This is a genomic window from Streptomyces sp. SID13726 (genome assembly GCF_010548375.1).
In the GTDB taxonomy this organism is placed as follows: Bacteria; Actinomycetota; Actinomycetes; order Streptomycetales; family Streptomycetaceae; genus Streptomyces.
In genome coordinates this window covers 435,762-458,358 of the sequence record NZ_JAAGLY010000006.1, presented here as the reverse complement: position 1 = coordinate 458,358, position 22,597 = coordinate 435,762, and the positions used below count along the sequence as shown (strand labels likewise).

The following is a 22,597-nucleotide window of genomic DNA, read 5'->3' as shown; positions in this document are numbered from 1 at the left end:
GGTGCACGACTGAGACTCAGTACGTGGACGCCGTACCGAGATACTGCTCCGCGAAGGCGGCCGCGGCGGCGGGCGAGGTGAACAGGCGGCGGAGGCGGGCGAAGGTGGTGCCGGCCCGGTACTCGTCGCCCGACGAGGTGCCGTGGTAGACCTCGGAGAGCCACTGGGAGAACTCCTGGTAGTCCCACACGCGCCGCAGACAGGCCTCCGAGTAGGTGTCCAGGCCGCTGCCGTCGCCCTTGCCGAGGTAGGCGACGAGCGCGTCGCCGAGCAGGAAGGCGTCGTGCAGGGCGAGGTTCATGCCCTTCGCGGCGATCGGCGCGGTGAGGTGGGCGGCGTCGCCGGCGAGGAAGAGGCGGCCGAACGTCATGGGTTCCACGACGTAGTTGTGCATGTCGAGGACGCGTTTCTCGATCAGCCGTCCCTCGGTGAGCGGTGGTGTGCCGTCCGCGCCGAGGCGCAACTGGAGTTCCTGCCAGACGCGTTCGTGCGACCAGTTCTCGGGGTCGTCGCCGGGCGGGCACTCCAGGTAGTAGCGGGTGACCTCGGGGCTGCGGGCCATGTGCCCGGCGAAACCGTTCGGGTGGATGCCGAACAGGACGCAGTCGGAGGACGGCGGTGCCTCGGCGAGCAGCGCCAGCCAGCCGATGCCGTAGTCGTGCCGGGCGATGCTCGTGGACTCCGGGAGGGCCGTGCGGGTCACCCCGCGCGCGCCGTCGCAGCCCGCCACGAACTCGCACTCCACCAGCTGCCGTCGACCCGTCCCGGCATCGGTGTACGACACCGAGGGCCGGGGCGTCTCCAGGTCGTGCAGCTCGATGTCCCGGACGCCGAAGCGGATCTCGCCGCCCCGTACGTCGGCGTACTCGCGCACCAGGTCCGTCACCAGCAGCGGCTGCGGATAGACGAAGTGGTGCTGTCCCGTCAGCTCGCCGTAGGAGAAGCGGAAGCGGTCGCCGGCGAAGCGGAACTCGCACTCGGTGTGCAACTGGGCCCGTTCCAGCAGGGTTTCGGCGAGTCCGCGCCGCTCCAGACCGCGGACGGCCCACTCCTCGATGACCCCGGCCCGCGGCCGCCGCTCGATGAACTCGCGGGTCTCCGCCTCCAGTACGAGGCAGTCGGTGCCCGCGGCCCGCAGGATGTTGCCGATGGTCAGCCCGGCGGGTCCGGCGCCCACGATGACGACGGGACTGCGCTGCGGGGCACCTGGGTCGGTCGGTGGGGTGGAGGTCACCCGGCCATTATGTCGGTGCCTCGTCAAGGGTGGGAGTGGTGACGGGGGTCAGGGGGAGGCAGGGTGGGAGTGGCGACGGGGTGCAGGGCGAATGGCGACGGGGTGCCCCCACGCGCGGAGGCACCCCGTCCCTGGCCCCCCTCAGTGCGCGGGCGCGTCGGTGACGATGACCTCGTCGATGCTGCGCTCGATGTCCTCGGCCGGGGACGCGGAGGCCCGCGCCCAGTAGTAGACGACCAGCGAGAACACCGCGATGAGCACGATGTCCCACCACAGCGCGATCCGGCCCGAGCCGCCGCCGAAGCCGCCCTGCCAGGAGATCACGCCCATGCCCAGCAGATAGACCGGCAGCCACTGGGCGGCCTTCCAGTCCAGGCGGGGCGCGTCGGGCAGACCCTTGGCGATGGCGTAGCGGGCGTATCCGCCGAGCAGTACATAGCCGAGGACGATCGCCACCCCGAGCCGCCACAGGGTGTGCCAGCCCGCCCAGTAGATGATGAGGTTGGCCACCACGAACGACACCGGGGACAGCACCGACCCCGCGGGCAGCCGGTAGGGGCGCTCGTGGTGGGGCAGCCGGTCGGTGAAGACGCCGTACGCCAGCGGGGCGCCCGCGTACATCAGGACGCTCGCCGAGGTGATGAAGCTGACCAGCTGCTGCCAGCTCGGGAACGGCAGGAAGCAGACCACGCCGGTCACGAAGGAGATCGCGAGGCCGAACCAGGGCACGCCCCTGCGGTCGGTGCGCTCGAACAGCCTGGGCGCGTAGCCGTTCCTGGACAGGCCGTAGGAGACCCGGGAGGTGGCGGTCGTGTAGATGAGCCCGGTGCCGCCGGGGGAGATCACGGCGTCCAGGTAGAGCACCACGCTGAGCCAGCCCAGGCCGACCAGGGTCGCGAGACCGGCCCAAGGGCCGCTGATGCCCGCGTAGTCGAGCTTCGCCCAGCCGTGCGCGAAGGTCGTGTGCGGCAGCGCGCCGATGAACACGATCTGGAGCAGCACGTAGATGACCGCGCCGATGGCCACCGAGCCGATGGTCGCGCGCGGCAGGTCGCGCTTCGGATTGCGGCTCTCGCCCGCGAGCTGGATGGCCTGCTCGAAGCCCAGCAGGGCGAAGATGATGCCGCTGGTGCTGATCGCGCTCAGCACACCCTTGGCACCGAACGGCGCGAAGCCCTCCGAATGGAAGTTGCCCGGGTGGAAGTTGCCGACCGCGATGATGAAGATGGCCGCGAGCGGCACCGCGATCTTCCACCAGGTGGCCGCGCTGTTGGTGTGCGCGAGCGCCCGCACACCGAGGAAGTTGACCACCACGAAGACGGCCATGAGGAGAATGGCGACGAGGAATCCGCTCGTGGTGAGCGTCTTGTCGGCGTGCTGGAATCCCTGCGCCCAGGACCAGTGACCGGCATAGCCGATCATCGCCTCGACCTCGATCGGGGCGACGGTGGCCGCCTGGAGCCAGGAGAACCAGCCGAAGGACATGCCGGCCAGGCCGCCGAACGCGTAGTGCGGATACCGGGCGGTGCCGCCCGCCACCGGGAACATGCCGCCGAGTTCCGCGTGGACCAGGGCGAGCAGCACGATGGCCACCGCGCCGATGACCCACGAGATCACGGCCGCGGGGCCCGCCACCACGACCGCCTCCTGGGCGCCGTACAGCCAGCCCGAGCCGATGATGGAACCGACCGAGGCCCACATGAGCCCGATCAGCCCCACGTCCCGCCGTAGACCGCCGCCCGGCGTCCCCTTTATCTCAGGTACTGAATCGACGCTTACCATAAGTTTAGGGGCCTCTCACGAAATACATACTTTCGCTGTACAGATAGACCTAGTTTACGAATCAACCGCCTTTGGGTTAAAGGTGGTTGTCGCAGATTTGACTTCTTTGCGGGGGATTCCTTGCGTGTGTTTCCGTAATTGCGGAATTCCCTTGACCGGGGCGGGGTGACGGGCTGCCGCCGGGTGCGGGGACGGGTGCGCGGGTAGGTTCACCGCATGCAGACGGGTGAGCTACTCGGCTCGGGGCGCAGCGCGGATGTCTTCGCGATCGACGACCACTGGGTGCTTCGGCGCTACCGGGACGGCGGTGACGCCGTCGCCGAGGCCGTCGTGATGGCCCATGTCGCGGGGCACGGCTATCCCGTGCCCCGCGTCCGGGACCTCGCCGGCCCCGCCCCGGGCTCGTGGCCGCGAACGGACCTGGTGATCCAGCGGCTGCGCGGCCCCTCGATGCTGGAGGCGCTCCGGCAGGGCGCGACGACAGCGGCGGAAGCGGGAGCGACCCTCGCGGAGCTGCTGCACCGTCTGCATCGCGTTCCCGCGCGGGTCTCCACCCGTCCCGGACACCGTGTCCTCCACCTCGACCTGCACCCGGACAACGTCATGCTCACCCCGGACGGCCCGATGGTGATCGACTGGCGCAACACCGAGGAAGGGCCGCCCGGACTGGACTGGGGGATGTCGGCCCTGATCCTGGCGCAGGTCGCCGTAGGCACCGAGGCCGAGGCGCCGGCGGCCCGCGCTGTGCTGGCCGCCCTGCTCCGACACCTCGGCCCCGCCGTCGACCTGGGGAACACCGGGACCGGATGCCTCGCGGCGGCCAGGCAGCGACGGGCGGCCGACCCCGCTGTGAGCGAGGGCGAGGCGCATCTGCTCGATGACGCCGTGCGACTCGTGCTCGAACTCGGGCCCGCCTGACCGCGAGCTCGATCGCAGAGCCCCGGCCCGCCTCGGCTGTCCCGGTCGCCTCGGCCCGCCTCGGCTGTCCCGGCCCGCCTCGGCCACCTCTGCCGCCGAACCCCGCGCGCACCGCTGCCCGTCAGAGTGCCGTCAGGATGCGCGCGCAACCGGTCAAGGAAGCGTCAGTGAAAGGGAATTGTCCGGCATTACGGTCGTAGCGTCGCCGTAGCCCCTGATCGGGGCGCCCCCCACCGCGGGCTCATCCGCCCGCCCCCGAGGAGACGACGACCATCATGACGACCACCGTGCCCGGGCCCGCCGACACCCGCGATGTCGATGCCCACGAGAAGGACATCATGCGCTACCGCACGGTGTCCGGGCCGGATCTGACCACCCGCAACGACCCCTACCTGGCGTGGCAGCGGGACCGTGAACAGGCCGACCTGTGGCCGTACTTCCGCCGCTACGAGACCTCCGCGCTCACCCCGCGGGCCACCGTCGTGTCCGATGCCGGGGTCGTCACCGAGGGCCCGAACTTCGGGGGCCAGGACTACCTGTCGCTCACCTCCCACCCGGCCGTCCTCGAAGCCGCCCACCAGGCGTTGCGCGACTACGGCCCGCTCACCGCCGGTTCGCCCGCACTGGGTGGGGCCACCCCGGTCAGCAAGGCCCTGGAGGCAGGGCTGGCGCAGGCGTTGCGCACCGATCATGTGGCGCTCTTCCCGACCGGCTGGGCCTCCGGCTTCGGCACCATACGGGCGCTGATGCACCGCCGCGACCACATCCTCCTCGACAAGCTCTCCCACGACTCGCTGCGCCAAGGCGCGGCGGCCAGCGGGGCGAGCGTGGAGTTCTTCCGCCACTTGGACAACGACGCCGTCCGCCGTCATCTCGCCGGGATCCGCGCGACCGACACCGAGAACGCCGTCCTCGTCGTCACCGAGGGCGTGTTCTCGATGGACTCCGACACTCCGCGGCTCGCCGAACTCCTGGGGATCTGCCGGGAGTTCGGTGCCCAGCTGATGGTGGACGTGGCCCACGACTTCGGTGCCATGGGCGAACACGGCGGCGGTCAGCCGGAGGTGCACGGCATCCTCGGGCAGGTGGACTTCGTCGTCGGCGCCTTCTCCAAGACCTTCGCCACGACCGGCGGGTTCCTGGCCACGCCGTCCGCCTCCGCGCGGGAGTACGTGCGGATGTTTGGCGGCCCGCAGACCTTCTCCAGCGCCATCACCCCCGTACAGACCGCGGTGGCCCTCGCCGCACTGAACATCGTCAACTCCCCTGAGGGCGCCCGGCGCAGGGCCGCGGTCGCCGCCGTCGCCACCCGGCTGCGCGAGGGCCTGGTCGCACGTGGCCTGGAGGTCATGGGCGACGTGGTCTGCCCGGTCGTCCCGGTCCTCATCGGCGACACCCCGACGGGCCGCGTCGCCTCCGGCCTCATCGCCCGTGCGGGACTCGTCGCCCACCTCGTCGAACAGCCCGCGGTCGCCTCGGACGCGGCGCGCTTCCGTATGCAGGCGATGGCGGACCATACGGCGGCGGACGTCGACACCGCGATCGACATCCTGGACCGATGCATCCGCAAGGCCCGGGAGGCTCGGGACACCGTGTAGTTTCGTCGCTGACTGGGGGGTTGGGCGCTGGGGGCGAGCGGGGTTACCGGAACGGGACGGGGTTTGCCGACGGTCCGGCCCAAGCCGGTGATCGGCTCTATGCGTCCGCCCCGCCGACCTTGCTCACCTCATTCTCCACGCCCCGCACGAATCGCCGAAGCCGTGCCCGCACCGCCCCGGGTTGCTCCAACCACGGTTCGTGCCCGGCACCCTCGACCCGAGTCAGGGGAAGCGCCAGCCGACGCGCGAGTGATTCCAGCGCCGCCATCGGACGCGGATCGTCGGTCCCACCGAGGAGTTCCGCCCGCGCGGGCAGACACGCACGCAACTCGGAGAGATGGCCGTCGAGCGGGTCCGCGTGTCCTTCCTCGCGGAGTTCGGCGTTCATCGCCCAGTTGACGGGACGCCGCCGCCGGGCACCCTGCGCGGCCCAGTCCCACCCCCGTCCGGGCTCGGTGTGGTCGGTGAACCAGGCCAGCGTGAGCAGTTCGGCCTCCTGTTCCTCCGTGCGGCGCGGCACCGCTTCCAGTTCCTGGAGCCGCGTGCGTTGCGCCACGGACATACGGAGCTCGCGCTCGGCCCGGTACCCGGCACGCCAGTCACCGGTGAACGGCCCGCACATGAGCAGCATCGCGGCAACCCGGTCCGGGTGCGCCAGGCAGAAGCGGCTCGCCAGGTCGGTGCCGTAGGAGTGGCCGATCAGTACGGCCTCGGGCGCGTCCCACGTGTCGAGCAGTTCGGCGAGATCGGCGACGTGCCGGGCGAGCAAGTGCCGCCCCTGCCAGGGGGATCGGCCGGTGCCGCGCTGGTCGTACCGGTACACCGGCGCCAAGTCCGCGACCATGGGGGCGAGTTCACCCAGGTAGTCCGGCAGACCCGGGCCACCGTGGAGCAGGACCACGGGCGGCTTGCGAGCCGTGTCCCCCAACTCCGTCCAGTGCAACCGCGCTTGGTCGCTCATCGACGCGAGGCCCTGCTTCTCCATCGAGGTCACCGTGGAGAACCTACCGCCGGGCGATGGTCTCAGACAGTCCTGACCGCGGTGCCGCCGCTCTCGAGTGCGCTGATCTCCTCGGCCGGCGCGGTGACGTCGGTGACGAGGACGTGGACGAGGCCGGCGGGGCCGACGTAGGCGTGCGCGGTGTGGCCGAGCTTGCCGGCGTCGGTGGCGGCGACGACGCGGCGGGACGAGGAGATCGCCGCCTTCTTCACGGAGGCCTCGTCGAGGTCGTAGGCGGTCATGCCGTCGGCGGCGGTGAGGCCGCAGCAGCCCAGGACGGCGGTGTCGAAGCGCAGCGCCGACAGGGAGGCGAGGGTGAGGGGGCCGGTGAGGGACCCCTCGCCGGGGCGGGGCCGACCGCCGGGGACCAGGAGCGATGTCGGTTCCGGGGCGTCGCTGAGGACGGCGATGGCCTGAAGGGACAGGGGCATCACGGTGACCGGCCTGCCGCGCAGCAGACGGGCCACCTCCAGACAGGTCGTACCGCTGTCCAGCAGGACGGTCTCGCCGTCGGAGACGAGGGAGACCACCTCGGCCGCGATCCGTCGCTTGACGTCGACGGACTCATGGCTGCGCAGCGCGAAGGGGGGTTCGTCGCCCCGTAGGAGAAGGGTGCGGGCGCCACCCCGGAACCGTTCGAGCACCCCCTGCGCGGCCAGATGGTCGAGATCACGGCGGATGGTCATCTCCGAGGCACCCGCCAGCTCGGTGAGTTCGGCGACCGTGGCCGTGCCCGCCTCCTGGACGGCCTGGGCGATCAGACGGTGGCGTTCCGCAGTGCTCATACCGTGATTCAACACCACTCTCAACGAACAGTTACAATGTTCGCAAGGTCATGTTTCGAACAGCATCTCTGTTCGTTATGGTGTTCGGCATGGAAAGAGCGCTCCGCGCGGCCCGTGCCGTGACCTTCGTCTACTTCGTCCTCAACGGCACGCTGCTGGGCATGTGGGTGGTCCAGATCCCTGCCATCGAGGAGCACGTGGGCATCAGCCACGCGGCCCTCGGCGGGTTCCTCGTGCTGCTGGGGGTCGGCGCCTTCGCCGGCATGCAGGTCGGCGGCCGGCTGTCCGACCGGCTCGGCACGCGAACGGTCGTACCCCTGGCCGGTGTGCTGTGCAGCGCGACCCTCGTACTGCCCGGTCTGGCCCAGGAGCCGTGGGTCCTCGGGGCGGCCCTGCTGGTCTTCGGGTTCGGCAACGGCACCCTCGACGTCAGCATGAACGCGCACGCCGTCCAGGTGGAGAAGGCGTACGAGCGGCCCGTCATGTCCGCCTTCCACGCCACCTTCTCCGTAGGCGGCGTCCTGGCCGCGCTCGGCGGTGCCGTGGCCATCGACGTCGGCTGGGGCACGGCCACGACACTGGCCACGGCGGCCGGGCTCGGGGTCGTCGTCGCCATCGTCTCCGCCCGGGGTCTCCTGCCGGCGGAGCCGACCGCCCCCACGGCCGATGCCGACGCCGAGTCCGAGGCGGCGCCGCGCGCCGTCCCCACCCGTATCTGGCTGCTCGCCGTCCTCGCCCTGCTCGTCATGCTGTGCGAGGGAGCCGCCAACGACTGGAGCGTCCTGCACCTCAGGACCGTCCTGGGCGCCTCGGAGAGCACCGCCGCCTTCGCCTACGGGGTCTTCGCGGCGGCGATGACCATCGGCAGGCTCCTGGCGGACCGGGTGTCCGCGCGGTTCGGGCCGGTCGCCGTCCTGCGGTACGGCGCTGCGGTGGCCACCGTCGGCATCACGCTCGTGGCCCTCTCGCCCTGGATCTGGGCGGCGCTGACCGGCTGGGCCCTGTTCGGCCTGGGCCTGTCCGGCTGCATCCCGCAACTGTTCAGCGCCGCAGGCCACGCCGACCCGTCGGCCGCGGGCGTCAACGTCTCCCGGGTCGCCGGACTCGGCTACGTCGGCATGCTCGCGGGCCCCGCCGTCATCGGCTGGATGACCCACGTCATGGCCCTCAACCACGCCTTCCTGCTACCCGCCCTGTTCTGCGCCACCGCCGCCGCGGCGGCCGGAATCCTGCGCACTCCGTCCGACCGGGAAGTTCCGTCCGAATTCCGCGAATCCCCTGCTCGATCCACCGCTCCGTGAAAAACCGCACATCACAGCCCCGATGCGGCATCGGAGCCGAACCCTGAGCGGGAGTCCCGGTGTGCTCCGAGTACAAGAAGGAATCTGCACTGGACTTACTGTGCCTGGAATGCGCATCGTCATCGCCGGCGGCGGACTCGCCGGGCTGACGCCGGCGCATCCCCTCAACCGTTACGGCCTGGACGTGGCCGTCCACGAACACGACACCGGGATCGCGGCACGGTCACCGTACGGCTGGACAACGGCGGCTCGGTCGACGTCGACGTGCTGATCGCCGCGGACGGCATCAACTCCGCAGTCCGCGCCCAGCGTCTGCCCCAGGTCCGGGTCGCCGACCTGGGCTCTCGGCACATCGCCGCGAAGATGGCTCACCGGCGAGGCGAAGGCCGCACGCTAACGCGTGGACCGGAGCTCGATCGCCGGGCACTTGTCCATGACCATGTCGAGACCCGCGGCACGCGTACGGTCGTAGGCCGCCTCGTCGACGACGTCCAGCTGGAACCACACGGCCTTGGCACCGACGGCAACCGCCTCGTCGGCGACCGCGCCCGCCAACTCGCTGTTCACGAACACGTCGACCACGTCCACGTCGAAGGGAATCTCCGCGAGGGACGCGTACCCCTGCTCCCCGTGCACGGTCTCCGCCTTGGGATGCACCGGCACGATCCGCTTTCCGTGCCGCTGGAGCACCTCGGCGACACCGTAGGCCGCACGCCCCCGGTTCGACGACAGGCCCACGATCGCCCAGGTGTCGCCCACCTCGCCGAGAATCTTGCGGACGGTTTCCGAGTCGCCGTACACGCGGGCCTCCTGGGGGTTCGTACGAGCACTGTCAGCATCGACAACAGCGGGTAGGCCCCTGTGATTCCGCCGGGCATCCGGCAGGCGGCGATCAACGCTGTGCCTGGCGGGAACCCGTGAACGGTGTGACGGGCGGGGCCTCGGCGGCGGGGGAGACCCGTACGACCGGGCTCCGCGTTCGAGCCCTCGACGACCGCTGATTCCCGTGCCCTCAGCAGGTCTTGCCCGTCCCTCTACGACGGCTGCCGTCAGCCCCGTCAACTGCGGCCTCTGGGTCTCGCCGACCGGTTGGCGGGCACCGCCGCCTGGACCGACGAATGTCTACGGGGTGCGGGCCGTGATGAGGCGGGGCGAGCGGCCGTACGTACGGTTCCTGGGAACCCTGGCCTGAACGCCCCCGCGGGCGTAGCTTGCGCAGCAACCGCACGGCAGGGGGTGGCCCATGCGCGGGTACGACACGCTCGCCGCACGTCTGACCGTCCATCTCGACGCCTCGGCACTGTGGAACCACCGGCCGGCCTACGTCGAACTCGTCCACCGGGCCCACCGCGCGGGCCTGGTCGGCGCGAGCGTCTTCCAGGGCGTCGCAGGCTTCGGAGCGGGCGACCCCAAGCCCGCCAAGGGCCCCTGCGCGGTGGTCATGGTCGACGAGGAACCGCGGCTGCGGTCGTTCCTGTCGGCGGTGGCCGACGTCCTGGGCGGGACGTCCGCGGTCGCCGTACTGGACCGGGTCCGCATCCATTCCCCGCACGTCGATGAGTGAGCCGGCGGGACGGGCGCGCCGGGCCCGTGTCCGGAATCCGCGCCACTTGCCCGCACCGGGCCCGCCGCCCGCCTACGCTCGCCCCGTGCTGAGCATCACAGACGCCCGAACCGGCGAGCCCGTCGACGCCGCCCCCGCCCGCAGGGGCCTGACCCGAGTCGAGGTCCACGTACCGGGCTACGACGCCTCCTCCCTCCGAGTCCTGCTCGTCGCCGACCTCCTCGTCCGGGCCCTGGAACTCGGCGGCACACCCGTGTGGGCGCTGCTCACCGGCGACCGCGAGCAGGCGGAACTGCACGCGGGCGCCGCCGCCCTGGGCATGCGGCCCTTCGAGGACCGCTGGGAGGTGGGACCGGGGTGGGGCGAGGACCAGGTCGTCCATGTGGTGGGAGAGGGCGGCGCGACTCCCGACGGGGTACGGATCGCAGTCGCCCCAGTCGCCCCAGTCGCCCCAGTCGCCCCAGTCGAGACCGTGGCCGTCCCCGTCGAGGCCGCCGCCATCCCCGAGGGCGTCGATCCCGCCGTCGTCCGCCTCGCTCTGCTCACCCCGCCCCGGACCGCGCCCGCCCACCTCGACGGAGACACCCTGGCCGAGGCCCACGACACCCTCGTACGCTGGCGTCGAGCCGTGGCCGGCTGGGCACGGCATCCGTCACGGCCCGTTCCCGACAAGGTGCGCGGCCGGCTCCGTACCGCCTGGGAGGACGACTTGGACGTACCCGAGGTGCTGCGGGCGCTGCGCTGGGTCGAGGAGTCGGAGCTGCCGGAGGGCGCCCGCTTCGAGACGTACGCCTACGCCGACCGGCTGCTCGGCCTCGAACTCACCCGCGACCTGGGATCCCCGGCATGACCGCGCGCACCGGAGCGGGCCCGCTGCGCCGGCTGGTCGTCCTCAGGCACGCCAAGTCCGCCTGGCCCGAGGGTGTCCGCGACCACGAACGCCCGCTCGGACCGCGCGGCCACCGGGACGCGCCGGAGGCGGGCCGCGTCCTCGCCGAGTCCGATCTGCTCCCCGACCTCGCCCTGTGCTCCACCGCCGTACGCGCCCGGCAGACCTGGGAGCTGGCCTCCGCCCAGTGGGGCACCCCGCCTCCCGTGCGCCTCGACCCCGAGCTGTACGCGGCCGACGTACCGGAACTGCTCGCGGTGGTGCACGCGACGCCGCCCGAGGTGGTGACGCTGTTGCTCGTCGGGCACAACCCCGGCCTCGAGGAACTGGTCCTCGCGCTCGCCGGGGACGGGCTCGACGACGCCCTGGACGAGGTACGGGTGAAGTTCCCGACCTCGGCGATCGCGGTACTTGCGTGGCACGGCGCCGACTGGCGGGCGCTGAACGCGGGGACGGCGCTGCTCACGTCCGTGATGGTGGCGCGCGGTAAGAAGGAGTAGGGGACAGCGAGTTCGGTCACCCCACGTGCACGCGTGGCCGCCGCTCCGGATCGGGTTCGGCGCGGCGCAGCACCTCGCGGGTGACCGGGGCCACCTCGCCCTGACCGAAGACCAGGAACCGGACCAGATGGCTGACGGGGTTGCCCTCGGTCCAGCTGAAATAGGCGTGCGGGACCTGGCCGGTGCGGTCGCGCACGGCGAGCAGGACCGCGGCCAGGGTGTTGGGCACGGTGGCGCCCTCGACCCGCAGCCGTCGCACCCCGTGCCTCTCGTCGCCGTGCACCACGAGATCCGCGGTGAAGTCCGAGGAGTCCCGCACGAACACCTCCAGGAACAGCACCGGGCCGTGTTTCGGGATGTGGGTGTGCTCGCGCTGGCTGTGCTCCTTGGCGCGGTACTCCCGGGTGCTGTGCTCCCGCGGTTCGTTCGCGATCAGCCGGGGCGGGCCGTGCCGGGCGGCGTCGTCGACGAAGGCGGCCGCCGACTCGTCGAACGTGACCTCTCCCGCGCGCAGTTCGAAGGCGCGGCGCACCCGGGAGCCGAACGAGGTCGCCAGGATCGCCACGATGAAGATCAACGCGATCCTGATGCCGTCGGGCCGCTCGATCACGTTCGCCACCAGCGTGTACGCGAACACGGCCGTGATCGCCCCGAACCCGAGCATCGCCCGCCGGTGGCCGCGCCGGTGCACGGCGACCGTGGAGGCGAAGGCGGCGGAGAACATCAGCACCAGCACACCGGTCGCATAAGCGCCGCTCTGGTCGTCGACGCTCGCGTTGAACCACAGGGTGATGAGGACCGCGGCCGCCATGAAGACCAGCACCAGGGGACGGACGGCCCGGGTCCACTCGGGGGCCATGCCGTAGCGCGGCAGATAGCGCGGTACGAGGTTCAGCAGCCCGGCGAGCGCGGAGGCACCGGCGAACCACAGGATGGCGATCGTCGAGACGTCGTAGACCGTGCCGAAGACCTCGCCCAGGTGCGCGTGTGCGAGATACGCCAGCGCCCGTCCGTTCGCCGGGCCACCGCTCTCGAAGTCGTCCTGCGGGATCAGGATCGTCGTCGCGAGGCTCGACAGCAGCAGGAAGCAGCTCATGATCACGGCGGCCGTGGTGAGCAGCTTGCGGGTGTCCCGGATGCGGCCGCGCGGGTGCTCCCAGGTGTCCCCGGGATCGCCCTTGACCTGGGGCATCACCGCGACCCCCGTCTCGAAGCCGGACATGCCGAGCGCCAGTTTCGGGAAGACCAGGAGGGCCACGCCGACCATGACGAACGGCGAGGAGTGCTCGGCGGTCATCGCGTCGGTCCAGTCCGTGATCCGCACCGGGTGACCGACGATCTCGTGGGCGGCGACCGCGAGAACGATGACATTAAGTGCCAGGTATGTCCCCACCAGCACCGTCGCGATGCCGATGGCCTCCCGGAAGCCCTTCAGGAAGACGGCGCCGAGCGCGGAGATCAGCAGGAGCGTGATCCACTCGTTGCCGCCGTCCGTCCAGTGCGGGGCGTACGGGTTCTCCACGACGTGCGCCGCGGCGTCCGCGGCCGACAGGGTGATCGTGATCATGAAGTCGGTGGCCGCGAAGCCCAGCAGCACCAGCACGAAGATCTTCCCCGACCACCACGGCAGCAGCCGCTCCAGCATGGCGATCGACCCCTCGCCGTGCGGACTCTCGTGCGCCACCCTGCGGTACACCGGCAGCGCCCCGAACAGGGTCAGCGCGATCAGCACCAGGGTCGCGAGCGGCGAGAGCAGACCGGCCGCGGGAGCCGCGATGCCCGGCTGGTAGCCCAGGGTGGAGAAGTAGTCCACCCCGGTCAGACACATGACCCGCCACCACCTGTGCCCCTCGCGCGTCTCGTCCGGCGCGGCGTGCGGCCCGGGGTGACGCGCCGACTGCTCACTCAGACCGTCCAGCAGCCAGGCCCGGCAACGCGCCCCGACAGCGCTCTCGTCGCCTTCCACCCGGGTGCCGGTCATACGGTGATCTCCCTGATACGCGCGCGTGTCCACCACATCGTCGCCCGCACCTCCCGCGCGGGCGAGCCGAACATGTGCGCATAGGCTGGCCGGATGCAGGACGAGTACCGCACAGTGGCCCGCGCGGGCGTGCACGAGACCGAGGTCAACCGCTCCCGCTTCCTGTGCGCCCTCGCCCCGGCGGCCACCGAACGGGAGGCGCAGGACTTCGTCGTGTCCGTCCGCAAGGAGCACACCGACGCCACCCACAACTGCTTCGCCTACGTCATCGGCGCCGACGCGGCGATCCAGAAGGCCAGCGACGACGGCGAACCGGGCGGCACCGCGGGCGTGCCCATGCTCCAGATGCTGCTCCGCCGTGACATGCGGTACGTCGTCGCGGTCGTCACCCGCTACTACGGCGGCGTCAAGCTCGGCGCGGGCGGTCTCATCCGGGCGTACGGCGGCGCGGTCGGGGAGGCCCTGGACGCGATGGGCACGCTCACCCGGCGCCGGTTCCGGCTCGCCACCGTCACCGTCGACCACCAGCGCGCGGGCAAGGTGCAGAACGACCTGCGCTCGACCGGCCGCGAGGTGCGGGACGTCCGCTACGGCGAGGCGGTCACGATCGAGATCGGGCTGCCGGACGCGGACGTGGAGGCGTTCCGGGGCTGGCTGGCCGACGCGACGGCGGGGACGGCGGGATTCGAGCTCGGGGGAGAGGCGTACGGGGACGCCTAGTTGTGCTTTTCGGGCATAACAGCCTTTCTCGGGTGCGGTCATGACGGGCCGATACGGGAGTGCATGGGGGGTTGATACGGGAGCGCATTACGGGTCGATACAGGGGTAACCGCCCGTGATGTCAGACCCGGCCGTTAGTCTCGGGGATCATGAGGCTGCTGCACACTTCCGACTGGCATCTCGGCCGGGCGTTCCACCGGGTCAACATGCTCGGGGCCCAGGCCGAGTTCATCGGTCACCTCGTCACGACCGTGCGCGAGCGCGAGGTGGACGCGGTGGTCGTGTCGGGAGACGTGTACGACCGGGCGGTGCCGCCGCTCGCCGCGGTCGAGCTGTTCGACGACGCCCTGCACCGGCTCGCCGACCTCGGTGTGCCCACGGTGATGATCTCCGGCAACCACGACTCGGCCCGCCGACTCGGCGTGGGCGCGAGACTCATCGGGCGAGCCGGAATCCACCTGCGCACTGCGCCGGCGGCGTGCGGGACACCGGTGGTCCTCACGGACACCCACGGCGACGTGGCCTTCTACGGCCTGCCCTACCTCGAACCCGCCCTGGTGAAGGACGAGTTCGGGGTCGAGAAGGCGGGCCACGAGGCCGTCCTCGCCGCCGCCATGGACCGGGTCCGCGCCGACCTCGCCACCCGCGCGCGGGGCACCCGGTCCGTCGTCCTCGCCCACGCTTTCGTCACCGGCGGCGAGGCCAGCGACAGCGAGCGCGACATCACCGTCGGAGGGGTGGCCGCCGTGCCCGCCGGAGTCTTCGACGGCGTCGACTACGCGGCGCTCGGCCACCTGCACGGCAGCCAGACCATCACCGAGCGCGTCCGCTACTCCGGCTCCCCGCTGCCGTACTCCTTCTCCGAGACCGACCACCGCAAGAGCATGTGGCTGGTCGACCTCGACGCCGAGGGCGCGGTCGGCGCCGAGCGGGTCGACTGCCCGGTGCCGCGCGCGCTGGCCCGCATCCGCGGCACGCTGGAGGAACTGCTCGCCGATCCCGCCCTCGTGCCCCAGGAGGAGGCGTGGGTCGAGGCGACGCTCACCGATCCGGTCCGCCCGGCCGAGCCCATGGCCCGGCTCTGCGAGCGCTTCCCGCACACCCTCAGCCTCGTCTTCGACCCCGAGCGGGCACCGGACGACCCCGATGTGTCCTACGCCAGACGACTCGCCGGACGCAGTGACCAGGAGATCGCCGAGGACTTCGTGGCCCATGTGCGCGGCGCCGGACCCGACCGCCGGGAACAGGTCGTGCTGCGCGACGCGTTCGACTCCGTCCGCGCCGACGACACCCTCCGGGAGGTGGCGCGGTGAGGCTGCACCGGCTGGACATCACCGCGTTCGGACCGTTCGGCGGCTCCCAGACGGTCGACTTCGACGAGCTGTCGGCCGCCGGGCTGTTCCTGCTGCACGGACCGACGGGCGCCGGAAAGACCTCCGTGCTCGACGCCGTCTGCTACGCCCTGTACGGCTCCGTGCCCGGCGCCCGGCAGAGCGGCCAGGGGACGGCACTGCGGAGCGACCACGCGGCTTTCGGCACCCGCACGGAGATCCGCCTCGAACTGACCGTCGCGGGACGCCGGTTGGAGATCACCCGGCAACCCCCGTGGGAGCGCCCCAAGAAGCGCGGCGCCGGCACGACTTTGGACAAGGCGCAGAGCTGGCTGCGCGAGTACGACCCGGTCGGCGCGGCCTGGAAGGACCTGAGCCGGTCCCACCAGGAGATCGGCGAGGAGATCACCCAGCTGCTCGGCATGAGCCGCGAACAGTTCTGTCAGGTCGTGCTGTTGCCCCAGGGCGACTTCGCGCGCTTCCTGCGGGCCGACGCCGAGGCGCGCGGCAAGCTGCTGGGCCGGCTCTTCGACACCCACCGCTTCGCCGAGGTCGAGAAGCGGCTCGCCGAGCGCCGCCGCGCTGCCGAGGCACAGGTGCGCGAGGGGGACGCCGAGCTGCTGGCCGACGCGCACCGCATGCAGCAGGCCGCCGGGGACGCCATGGAACTGCCCGAGCTGGCGCCCGGTGAACCAGGCCTGGCCGAGGCCGTCCTGAGCGCGGCCGCCGTCGCCCGCGGCACCGCCCGTGAACAGGCGACGATCGCCCACTGCGGGCTCCTGGCCGCCGAGTCCGCCCAGGCCGCGGCCGAGCGCGCCCTGGCCGACGTACGCGAAGTCGACCGGCTGCAAAGGCGGTTCACGCAGGCACGCGAGCGTGCCGCACTGCTGGAAGAGCGCTCCGACAACTACCACCGGGCGCTGGCCCGGATGGAGCGGGCCCGCAAGGCGGAGGCGGTGGCGCCCGCGCTGGAACTGCGCGAGGCGGCCGAGGCCGAGCACCGGCGGGCGGCCGCGGCGGAGACACACGCGCGCGGTACGCTGCCGGAGACCTTCGCGGGGGCCGGTGCCGCCGGACTCGCCACCGCCGCACGCCGGGCCGCCGAGGAGCTGGGCGGACTGGACGCGGCCCGGCGCGCCGAGCAGAAGCTGGCCCGACTCCTGGTGGAGCGCCGCGAGCTGGAGCAGGAGGAGCGGTCCGACGAGGACGTCCTCCAGGAGGCCGAGTCCTGGCTGGCCGGGTGGGACGACGTCCGCACCGGGCTCCAGCAGGACGTCGAGTCCGCCCAGGGCGCGGCCACTCGCGCCGAACAGCTCGACGTCCAGCGGGACCCCGCCCGCAGGCGGCTCGCCGCCGCACGTCAGCGCGACGAGTTCGCCCGGGACACCGACGACGCCCAGCAGCAGGTCATCGACGCGACCGACCACGCCCTCAAGGCCCGCGCGGAGTGGCTGGACGTCAAGGAGAAGCGGCTGAACGGCATCGCCGCCGAACTGGCCGCGCAGCTCACCGACGGCGAGCCCTGTGCGGTCTGCGGCGCCACCGAGCACCCGGCGCCCGCCCGCAAGGACGCCGGGCACGTCGGCCGGGAGACCGAGGAGCGCGCGCTCGCCACCTCGCAGCGCGCCGACGAACGGCGGGCCGAGGCCGAACGGCGACTCGGCTTCGTACAGCGCGCGCTGGCCGCCGCCCAGGGCGAGGCCGGAGACACGTCCACCGAGGAACTCACCCGCCAAGTCGATGAGTTGGAGCACGAGTACACGCAGGTCCGCGGTCTCGCCTCGGCCCTGCACACCGCCACGGAACAGCTGCGGCAGGCCGAGCGGGAGCGCGAGCGGCGCCTCGCCGCCCAGCAGGAGGCCGCCGTACGCACCGCCTCCCGGGGCGCCCGCAGAGACGCGCTGGACCGGGAACGGACCGCGCTGGAAGCGGAGTTGACCGAGGCTCGCGGTACCGCAGACAGCGTCGCCGCGCGCGTCGCACAGCTGGAGCGGCGGGCCGCGCTGCTCACCGCCGCCGCCGACAGCGCGCGCGTGGCCGAGGACACCGCCCAGCGGCTCAAGGACGCCGACGCCCGGCTCGCCGACGCCGCCTTCCGGGCCGGCTTCGACACCCCGCAGTCCGCGGCCGAGGCCCTCCTCGACGAGGCCGCGCACCGCGACCTCCAGCACCGGCTCGACGCCTGGCAATCGGAGGAGGCCGCCGTCCGCGCCGTCCTGGCCGAGACCGACACCGCCGAGGCCGCCCAGCAGCCGCCCGCCGACGTCCCCGAGGCGGAACGGGTCGCAGGCGACGCGGGCCGCCGGGTCCGCGAGGCCGCCTCCGCGCGCGACGCGGCCACCCGGCGCTGCGCCGAACTCGACCGCCTCTCCGACCGCGCGGCCACCGGCGTACGGCGACTGGCTCCCCTGCGGGAGGAGTACGACCGGGTGGCCCGGCTGTCCGCGCTCGCCGCGGGCACCTCCGCGGACAACGAACGCAAGATGCGCCTGGAGTCCTATGTGCTCGCGGCCCGCCTGGAACAGGTGGCCGCCGCCGCGACCGTCCGGCTCCAGCGGATGTCGTCCGGCCGCTACACCCTCGTCCACTCCGACGACCGCACCGGACGCGGGCGCAGCGGCCTCGGGCTGCATGTCGTCGACGCCTGGACCGGCCGGGAGCGCGACACCGCAACCCTGTCCGGCGGCGAGACCTTCTTCGCCTCCCTCGCCCTCGCGCTGGGCCTCGCGGACGTCGTGACGGACGAGGCCGGCGGGGTCCGGCTCGACACGCTCTTCATCGACGAGGGCTTCGGCAGCCTCGACGACCAGACCCTGGACGAGGTCCTCGACGTCCTGGACTCACTGCGCGAGCGCGACCGCAGCGTCGGCATCGTGAGCCATGTGGCCGACCTGCGCCGGCGCATCCACGCGCAGTTGGAGGTGGTGAAGGGCCGGTCGGGGTCGGTGCTGAGACAGCGGGGCGGCGGCTGACGTCAGCGGCCGAGGGGGCGTCGGGGGAGCGGCGAGGAGTAGACGACGCTGGTGGTCACCGAGCCCAGCGCGCCGATCTTCCCGGACACCTCCTCCAGGTGGCGCATCGAGCGGGCGGCGACCTTGATGACGAAGCAGTCGTCGCCGGTCACATGATGCGCCTCCAGGATCTCGGGCGTCACGGCGACGAGGTCGTGGAAGGGCTTGTAGTTGCCGTTGGGGTACCTGAGGCGGACGAACGCCAGGATCGGCAGCCCCAGCCGGTCCGGGTCCACGACGGCGGCGTACCCCTGGATGACCCCCGCCTCCTCCAGCCGCCGCACCCGCTCGGTGACCGCGCTCGCGGACATCGAGACGGCGCGGGCGAGCTCGGCGAAACTGGCCCGGCCCTCCCGCTGGAGGACGTCGAGGATGCGCCAGTCGGTGGCGTCCGGGGAATACGCGGTCATGGCTGAGAAATAGCAGGGGAATCCCCGGCCCGGCAAGACGAGTGCCGTGGAATCCCCCTTCAGGCCCGGCCTGTCCGACCGTAGATTTCCTGCCATGACGACCACCGAGACCCGCACCGCGAACCCCGTCCTGCGCGTCGCCCCCGCCTCCCCGGCCGAGGCCGCCGCCTACTTCCGCGCCAGTCTGGTCTTCCACGCGGACGTCTCCGACGTCGCCGCCGCGCTCACCGCCGATGCCGAGCCCGGCTTCGTCGTCCTCGACTCCCGCTCCACCGCCGCCTGGGACCAGGGCCACGTCCCCGGCGCGGTCCACCTGCCCACCGCGCTCATCGCCGAGCAGGCCGAACAGCTCCTCGACCGGTCCGTGCCGGTGGTGACGTACTGCTGGGGCCCGGGCTGCAACGGCGCCACCCGGGCCGCGCTCGCCCTCGCCGAACTCGGCTACCAGGTCAAGGAGATGCTCGGCGGCTTCGAGTACTGGGTGCGTGAGGGCTTCGAGTTCGTGACCTGGGAGGGCCGGGAGCGGCGTACCGCCGACGAGTTGACCGCGCCGGCCGACTCCGCGGACTGCGGCTGCTGAACCCCGTGATTCCGGCTGGGTTCCTGTGCAGGTGCAACCTCGGGGTTCCGGTGCGTGTAGGTTCTGGCCCATGGTGCGATACGCGGAGCCGGGCGCGGTGGAGTGGGTGGAATCGGGCGGCGGGCCGCTCATAGCGGTACCGGAGACGGTGCTGCCGTTCTGGGCGGGCGCCGACGGCGACGAGACGGCCTCCGACTACGACCGGGCCTGTGAAGTCGACGGCTGTGTCGGCCTGTTGCCCGTCGGCGACGCCGCGGCCCTGGTCCTCGGGGACGAGCCCGCCTCGACCGCCTACCTCCCCGACCACGACACTTTCGTACGGTGGTGCGCCGCCGACTCCGAGGACGAACTCCTCGCCGAGGTGCCCGCTGCCCTCGCGACGGCCGCCTGGGAGACCGAGGTGAGCTGGTCGGTACCCGGCCCGGTCGTCCTCTTCGACGCGGCCTGGCCCGGCAACGACTCGGTGAACACCGACCACTTGAAGGTCTCCCTGGCCCCGGGCCGGTACACGGTACGCGCGGCCAACGTACGGCCCGGGCCGGAGACCTGGCTGGGGCTGGTGCAGTTGCGGCGGCTGCCGGACTGAGGGCGTTCACGGGCGCGACCGGGGGCGGCGCCGGGCGAAGCGATCCGTGCCGCACGACCGAGGGCGGTACCGGACGACACGATCCCGCCGCACCACCGGGGGCGGTACCGGATGACACGCTCCGCGCCGTCCGGTACCGCCCTCAACGGGTCAGAGCTGCGACAGCTCGTCCACCAGGTCGTCGAGACCCAGCGACCCCTGCGACAGCGCCGCCATGTGCCACGCCTTGAGGTCGAACGCCTCGCCGTGCCGCTCCCGGGCCTTCTCGCGGCCCAGCAGCCAGGCCCGCTCACCGAGCTTGTAGCCGATCGCCTGGCCGGGGATCGTGAGGTAGCGGGTCAGCTCGCTCTCCACGAAGTCCGCCGGACGGCTGCTGTGCGCGCCGAAGAACTCCTGCGCCAGCTCGGGCGTCCAGCGCTCACCCGGGTGGAAGGGCGAGTCCGCCGGGATCTCCAGCTCCAGGTGCATGCCGATGTCGACGATGACCCGGGCCGCCCGCATCATCTGCGCGTCGAGATACCCGAGCCGCTGCTCCGCGTCCGTGAGGAAGCCCAGCTCGTCCATCAGCCGCTCCGCGTACAGCGCCCAGCCCTCGGCGTTGGCGCTCACCCCGCCCACCGAGGCCTGGTAGCGGGACAGGCTCCCGGCGACGTGCGCCCACTGCGCGAGCTGGAGGTGATGCCCCGGCACGCCCTCGTGGTACCAGGTCGAGACGAGGTCGTAGACCGGGAAACGCGTCTGCCCCATCGTCGGCAGCCAGGTACGGCCCGGGCGCGAGAAGTCCTCCGACGGGGCCGTGTAGTACGGGGCCGCCGCGCCGCCGGGCGGGGCGATGCACGACTCCACCTTCCGCACCCGCTCGGCGAGTTCGAAATGCGTGCCGTCGAGCGCGTCGATCGCCTGGTCCATCAGCCCCTGGAGCCAGTCGCGGACCTCGTCGACACCCTCGATGTGCTTGCCGTGCTCGTCGAGGTGGGCGAGCGCCACCCACGGAGTCTCGGCGCCGGGAAGGATCTTCTCGGCCTCCTGCTGCATCTCGCCGAGGAGGCGGTGGTACTCGGACCAGCCGTACGCGTACGCCTCGTCGAGGTCGAGGTCCGTGCCGTTGAAGTAGCGCGACCAGCGGGCGTACCGCTCGCGGCCCACCGTGTTCGACGCGCCCTCGATCGTCGGCGCGTACACGTCCCGCATCCAGTCCCGCAGCTCCACCACGGCGGCGGTCGCGGTACGGGCGGCCTCGTCCAGCTCCGCGCGCAGCGCCTCGGGGCCCGCCGAGGCGAACTCCTCGAACCAGCCCCGGCCGTTGCCGTCGGTGTCGGCCCACTCGGTGAGCTGCTCGACGAAGGTGGCGGTCGGCCGCGGTGCCGCGTACAGCTTGCGCTCCAGACCGAGCGCGAGGGACTCGCGGTAGCCCGCGTACGCCGTGGGCACGGCACGCAGCCGCTCGGCGATCGCCGCCCAGTCCTCGTCGGTCTGTGTCGGGGTGACGGTGAAGATCTCGCGGATCGAGTGCGCGGCCGTGGCCATGTTGCCGACCGCGCGCAGCCCCTCGTCGGCCTCGTGCACGGCGAGTTCGGCCGTCAGCCGCTCCCGGAGCAGCCGGCCGCACCGGCGCTCGATGTCACTGTCCGCGCCGGGCTGCCGCTCGGCCTCGTCGAGCTTGGCGAGGGTGGCCCGCGAGAGCTCCGCGAGCGCCTCCTGGCCCGCCGGCGAGGTGTCGGGGAGCCTGCTCGAACTCTCCTTCACACCGAGATAGGTACCGGTGACCGGATCGAGGGCGATGAGCTCGTCGACGTAGGCGTCGGCGACCTGACGGGGCAGCGGGATCTGGGTCTCAGACATGCGGTCCATCCTCATACGCGGCCCCGCGCACGTCACCCCGATTCCGCTGAGGGCGTGGCAGGCGGAAGCAGCGGCCCGCACTCCCACTGCTGGAAGATCAGCCGGGTCTCCACCCGGGCCACCTCGCGCCGGGACGTGAACCCGTCCAGCACCAGCCGCTGGAGATCAACCATGTCCGCCACCGCCACATGCACGAGGTAGTCGTCAGGACCGGTCAGATGGAACACGGTCCGCGACTCCGGCAGCGCCCGGATCCGCTCCACGAACGGCCCCACCAGCTCCCGCCGATGCGGCCTGACCTGCACCGACAGCAGCGCCTCAAGGCCCCGCCCGAGCTTCGCCGGATCCAGCCGCAGCTGATGACCGAGGATGACTCCGGAGCGGCGCAGCCGGGTCACCCGGTCGAGACAGGTCGACGGCGCGACGCCGACCTGCGCGGCGAGATCGCGGTAGGTGGTCCGTGCGTCGTTCTGAAGCAGCCGCAGCAGATGCAGGTCCACCGGATCCAGTACGACGGATTCAGCCATCGCCCGAACGTAGCACGGGCATCCGCCCACGAACGCCG

Annotated in this window: 21 protein-coding genes; 12 read left to right on the top strand and 9 right to left on the bottom strand. The window is 72.1% G+C overall.

Annotation, left to right across the window (positions count from 1 at the left end; translation table 11 throughout):
* Nucleotides 1–16: 16 nt before the first annotated feature.
* Both G3I78_RS19205 and G3I78_RS19200 read right to left on the bottom strand, forming a co-directional pair.
* Complete coding sequence (locus G3I78_RS19205; RefSeq protein WP_164426052.1) at nt 17–1,234, bottom strand: 4-hydroxybenzoate 3-monooxygenase; 1,218 nt, start codon at nt 1,232–1,234, stop codon at nt 17–19.
* Between the two features lie 141 nt (nt 1,235–1,375).
* The gene (locus tag G3I78_RS19200; RefSeq protein WP_164426050.1) at nt 1,376–3,016 is read right to left on the bottom strand and encodes an APC family permease; all 1,641 of its coding nucleotides are present in this window, start codon (nt 3,014–3,016) and stop codon (nt 1,376–1,378) included.
* Between the two features lie 216 nt (nt 3,017–3,232).
* On the opposite strand from G3I78_RS19200, the gene G3I78_RS19195 reads away from it, so the two are divergent.
* Both G3I78_RS19195 and G3I78_RS19190 read left to right on the top strand, forming a co-directional pair.
* Nucleotides 3,233–3,934: a phosphotransferase gene (locus G3I78_RS19195; RefSeq protein WP_164426048.1), complete on the top strand. Its 702-nt coding sequence runs from the start codon at nt 3,233–3,235 to the stop codon at nt 3,932–3,934.
* A 275-nt stretch (nt 3,935–4,209) separates the two neighbouring features.
* On the top strand, nt 4,210–5,532 hold the full coding sequence (locus G3I78_RS19190) for an aminotransferase class I/II-fold pyridoxal phosphate-dependent enzyme (protein WP_164426046.1): 1,323 nt from the start codon (nt 4,210–4,212) through the stop codon (nt 5,530–5,532).
* A 97-nt stretch (nt 5,533–5,629) separates the two neighbouring features.
* Here G3I78_RS19190 and G3I78_RS19185 read toward each other — a convergent pair whose 3' ends face one another.
* Both G3I78_RS19185 and G3I78_RS19180 read right to left on the bottom strand, forming a co-directional pair.
* Nucleotides 5,630–6,517: an alpha/beta hydrolase gene (locus G3I78_RS19185; protein ID WP_239157907.1), complete on the bottom strand. Its 888-nt coding sequence runs from the start codon at nt 6,515–6,517 to the stop codon at nt 5,630–5,632.
* 38 nt (nt 6,518–6,555) lie between these two features.
* Nucleotides 6,556–7,317: a DeoR/GlpR family DNA-binding transcription regulator gene (locus G3I78_RS19180; RefSeq protein ID WP_164426044.1), complete on the bottom strand. Its 762-nt coding sequence runs from the start codon at nt 7,315–7,317 to the stop codon at nt 6,556–6,558.
* A gap of 89 nt (nt 7,318–7,406) precedes the next feature.
* Here G3I78_RS19180 and G3I78_RS19175 point away from each other — a divergent pair, with 89 nt between their 5' ends.
* Together G3I78_RS19175 and G3I78_RS19170 are read left to right on the top strand one after the other, a co-directional pair.
* Entirely contained in the window at nt 7,407–8,618 is a 1,212-nt protein-coding gene (locus G3I78_RS19175) for an MFS transporter (RefSeq protein ID WP_239157906.1), read from the top strand.
* Between the two features lie 109 nt (nt 8,619–8,727).
* Nucleotides 8,728–8,889, top strand: a complete 162-nt coding sequence (locus G3I78_RS19170; protein WP_164426042.1) for an NAD(P)-binding protein — start codon at nt 8,728–8,730, stop codon at nt 8,887–8,889.
* A gap of 122 nt (nt 8,890–9,011) precedes the next feature.
* Here the strand turns inward: G3I78_RS19170 and G3I78_RS19165 are convergent, their stop codons facing one another.
* Complete coding sequence (locus G3I78_RS19165; protein WP_164426040.1) at nt 9,012–9,419, bottom strand: CoA-binding protein; 408 nt, start codon at nt 9,417–9,419, stop codon at nt 9,012–9,014.
* Nucleotides 9,420–9,861: 442 nt separating this feature from the next.
* On the opposite strand from G3I78_RS19165, the gene G3I78_RS19160 reads away from it, so the two are divergent.
* The 3 genes from G3I78_RS19160 (at nt 9,862) to G3I78_RS19150 (ending at nt 11,571) form a co-directional block, all read left to right on the top strand.
* Entirely contained in the window at nt 9,862–10,182 is a 321-nt protein-coding gene (locus G3I78_RS19160; RefSeq protein ID WP_164426038.1) for a DUF190 domain-containing protein, read from the top strand.
* An 85-nt stretch (nt 10,183–10,267) separates the two neighbouring features.
* Nucleotides 10,268–11,032 carry a hypothetical protein gene (locus G3I78_RS19155; protein ID WP_343243800.1) on the top strand — a complete coding sequence of 255 codons (765 nt, stop codon included), beginning with the start codon at nt 10,268–10,270 and terminating at the stop codon, nt 11,030–11,032.
* A complete protein-coding gene (locus tag G3I78_RS19150) occupies nt 11,029–11,571 on the top strand; it encodes a histidine phosphatase family protein (protein ID WP_164426034.1) in 543 nt (180 codons plus the stop codon). Before G3I78_RS19155 ends, G3I78_RS19150 begins: the two co-directional genes overlap by 4 nt.
* Before the next feature lie 16 nt (nt 11,572–11,587).
* Here the strand turns inward: G3I78_RS19150 and G3I78_RS19145 are convergent, their stop codons facing one another.
* The gene (locus G3I78_RS19145) at nt 11,588–13,552 is read right to left on the bottom strand and encodes an amino acid transporter (protein WP_164426032.1); all 1,965 of its coding nucleotides are present in this window, start codon (nt 13,550–13,552) and stop codon (nt 11,588–11,590) included.
* A 93-nt stretch (nt 13,553–13,645) separates the two neighbouring features.
* On the opposite strand from G3I78_RS19145, the gene G3I78_RS19140 reads away from it, so the two are divergent.
* The 3 genes from G3I78_RS19140 to G3I78_RS19130 all read left to right on the top strand — a co-directional run bounded on the left by G3I78_RS19140 (nt 13,646) and on the right by G3I78_RS19130 (nt 18,575).
* On the top strand, nt 13,646–14,272 hold the full coding sequence (locus tag G3I78_RS19140; protein ID WP_164426030.1) for a YigZ family protein: 627 nt from the start codon (nt 13,646–13,648) through the stop codon (nt 14,270–14,272).
* Nucleotides 14,273–14,421: 149 nt separating this feature from the next.
* Nucleotides 14,422–15,585, top strand: a complete 1,164-nt coding sequence (locus G3I78_RS19135; protein ID WP_164426028.1) for an exonuclease SbcCD subunit D — start codon at nt 14,422–14,424, stop codon at nt 15,583–15,585.
* Nucleotides 15,582–18,575, top strand: coding sequence for an SMC family ATPase (locus G3I78_RS19130; RefSeq protein ID WP_164426026.1), 2,994 nt, complete (start codon nt 15,582–15,584; stop codon nt 18,573–18,575). Before G3I78_RS19135 ends, G3I78_RS19130 begins: the two co-directional genes overlap by 4 nt.
* Nucleotides 18,576–18,577: 2 nt before the next feature.
* Here G3I78_RS19130 and G3I78_RS19125 read toward each other — a convergent pair whose 3' ends face one another.
* The gene (locus G3I78_RS19125) at nt 18,578–19,024 is read right to left on the bottom strand and encodes an Lrp/AsnC family transcriptional regulator (protein WP_164426024.1); all 447 of its coding nucleotides are present in this window, start codon (nt 19,022–19,024) and stop codon (nt 18,578–18,580) included.
* Between the two features lie 94 nt (nt 19,025–19,118).
* On the opposite strand from G3I78_RS19125, the gene G3I78_RS19120 reads away from it, so the two are divergent.
* Together G3I78_RS19120 and G3I78_RS19115 are read left to right on the top strand one after the other, a co-directional pair.
* Nucleotides 19,119–19,604 carry a rhodanese-like domain-containing protein gene (locus tag G3I78_RS19120; protein ID WP_164426022.1) on the top strand — a complete coding sequence of 162 codons (486 nt, stop codon included), beginning with the start codon at nt 19,119–19,121 and terminating at the stop codon, nt 19,602–19,604.
* Nucleotides 19,605–19,674: 70 nt separating this feature from the next.
* Nucleotides 19,675–20,190, top strand: coding sequence for an immunity 21 family protein (locus G3I78_RS19115; protein ID WP_164426020.1), 516 nt, complete (start codon nt 19,675–19,677; stop codon nt 20,188–20,190).
* 150 nt (nt 20,191–20,340) lie between these two features.
* On the opposite strand, the gene G3I78_RS19110 is transcribed toward G3I78_RS19115, so the two are convergent.
* Both G3I78_RS19110 and G3I78_RS19105 read right to left on the bottom strand, forming a co-directional pair.
* Nucleotides 20,341–22,032 (bottom strand): DUF885 domain-containing protein, encoded by a 1,692-nt coding sequence (locus tag G3I78_RS19110; protein WP_164426018.1) that lies wholly within the window; start codon nt 22,030–22,032, stop codon nt 20,341–20,343.
* A gap of 32 nt (nt 22,033–22,064) precedes the next feature.
* A complete protein-coding gene (locus tag G3I78_RS19105) occupies nt 22,065–22,559 on the bottom strand; it encodes an Lrp/AsnC family transcriptional regulator (protein ID WP_164426016.1) in 495 nt (164 codons plus the stop codon).
* Nucleotides 22,560–22,597: the final 38 nt, after the last annotated feature.